The 1,790-nt window shown below is 39.2% G+C and carries 2 protein-coding genes; one reads left to right on the forward strand and one right to left on the reverse strand.

The window, feature by feature from the left end:
* Positions 1 to 68: 68 nt before the first annotated feature.
* Positions 69 to 479, reverse strand: a complete 411-nt coding sequence (gene tnpA / locus B0181_RS10365) for an IS200/IS605 family transposase (RefSeq protein WP_078277423.1) — start codon at positions 477 to 479, stop codon at positions 69 to 71.
* 60 nt (positions 480 to 539) lie between these two features.
* Here tnpA and B0181_RS10370 point away from each other — a divergent pair, with 60 nt between their 5' ends.
* Positions 540 to 1,667, forward strand: coding sequence for an RNA-guided endonuclease TnpB family protein (locus B0181_RS10370; RefSeq protein WP_078277424.1), 1,128 nt, complete (start codon positions 540 to 542; stop codon positions 1,665 to 1,667).
* Positions 1,668 to 1,790 lie beyond the last annotated feature (123 nt).

The raw sequence follows: 1,790 nt of genomic DNA on the forward strand, positions 1-1,790 counted from the left end.
TTTAACTTATCGTGCGTAATTCTCCATCTATAATCTTTGATTTAGGTGGAGATGTAAGCACTAATGCCCTAATCAGGGCGTTCTTGTTTTTCGATATACTGTCTAATTGTATCAATGGTAGCACCACCAGTCGTTAGCAAACAATACGCCCTAGTCCAAAGTACAGGTTTCCAGTAAAAGTAAGCTAAATGCTTTGCAAATTCCTTTCTCATTAGTCGGCTAGTCACTGTTTTTAGATTATTGATAAATTTACTTGGCATGATATTGGGGTGCATATCAAGCAGTAAATGCACATGGTCGGCTTCTCCGTTGAACTCTAATAGCTCAACTTCCCATTTTTGGCAAAGGTCGGTTACGATTTCTTTTAGCCTATCAAGCATGGCTGCCGTAAAACACTTTTTGCGGTATTTTGTAACTAACACTAAATGATAAGTAAGTTTATAAACACAGTGATAGTGTGATTTTAGTTTATTGCGCATAATTGACACTAAATTGAAATAATGCTAAATTATACCCATATTTCAATTAGCTAACAAGCCATGCTCAAAGCCTACAAATACAGAATTTACCCAAACAGCGAACAAGCCTTGCTAATCGAAAAGCATTTTGGCTGTAGTCGGTTTGTGTTCAACTGGGCGTTGGCATTGCAAAAACGCTACTATGCCATGTTTGGCAAGTCGTTATCTCGTACCCAAATCCAAAGTCAGTTAGTCAAGAAAAAGAAAACAGGCAAGTTTGCATGGCTAAACGAAGTTAATAGCCAATCGTTACTTAATGCCTTGCTCAATGTCTATACCGCCTTTACCAATTTTTTCAAAGGTCGTGCCAAATTTCCGCGCTTTAAATCTAAAAAGATACTAGAGCGTAGCTACCAATGCCCCCAACATTGTACCGTAAACTTTGAACAAGGCATTATCAATCTACCCAAAATCAAAGGCATTAAAACCGTATTTAGCCGTGAATTTGTTGGCAATATCAAAACGGTTACGATTAGCAAAACCGCTACAGGCAAATACTATGCAAGCGTATTGGTTGAAACTGCTGATATACTGCCAACCCCAACAACAATAGAACCTAACCTTACTGTGGGTATTGATTTAGGTATCCGTCATTTACTAAATCTATCAGACGGTAGCAAATTTGATAATCCAAAGCATTTAGCCAAAGCCAGTCAAAGACTTGCAATACAACAAAAAATTTTTGCTCGCAAGCAAAAACAAAGTAAAAACTATCAAAAACAAAAATTAGCCGTTGCTCGTATTCACGAAAAAGTACGTCACGGGCGTTTAGACATACACCACAAAATCACGCATAGCCTTATCTGTGAAAACCAAGCAACAAGCTATGCACTTGAAGATTTAGCGGTGAAAAACATGGTGAAAAACCGAAGACTTGCCAAAGCGATTAATGATGTGGGCTGGGGGCAATTTGTTACCCTGCTTACTTACAAGGCAAATTGGTATGGCAAAAACATTCTAAAAGTAAATCGGTTCTTTGCCAGTAGTAAAATTTGTTCGCATTGTCATTACAAATTAGACAGTCTGGCGTTGTCAGTCAGAAATTGGACGTGTCCTAGCTGTCAAGTACACCATGACCGTGATGTCAATGCAGCAAGCAATATACGCAAGCAAGCGTTAGCTGATGTAGCAGGACTTGCTACTGTGTAAAGAGTTCCCCCATGCCGATACTATTCAGCGATAGTGGTATGGCGAAAGATAGCAACTTAGGTTGTTATGGGTCGCAAAGATTCCCCCACTATAGCCTTTGGCTTGGTGGTGGGAGTATGTCAA

It is taken from the genome of Moraxella caviae, from assembly GCF_002014985.1.
GTDB lineage: Bacteria > Pseudomonadota > Gammaproteobacteria > Pseudomonadales > Moraxellaceae > Moraxella > Moraxella caviae.

Coding starts and splice junctions, on each gene's coding strand:
- tnpA (WP_078277423.1), bottom strand. CDS start 479: ATGCGCAATAAACTAAAATCACACTATCACTGTGTTTATAAACTTACT.
- B0181_RS10370 (WP_078277424.1), top strand. CDS start 540: ATGCTCAAAGCCTACAAATACAGAATTTACCCAAACAGCGAACAAGCC.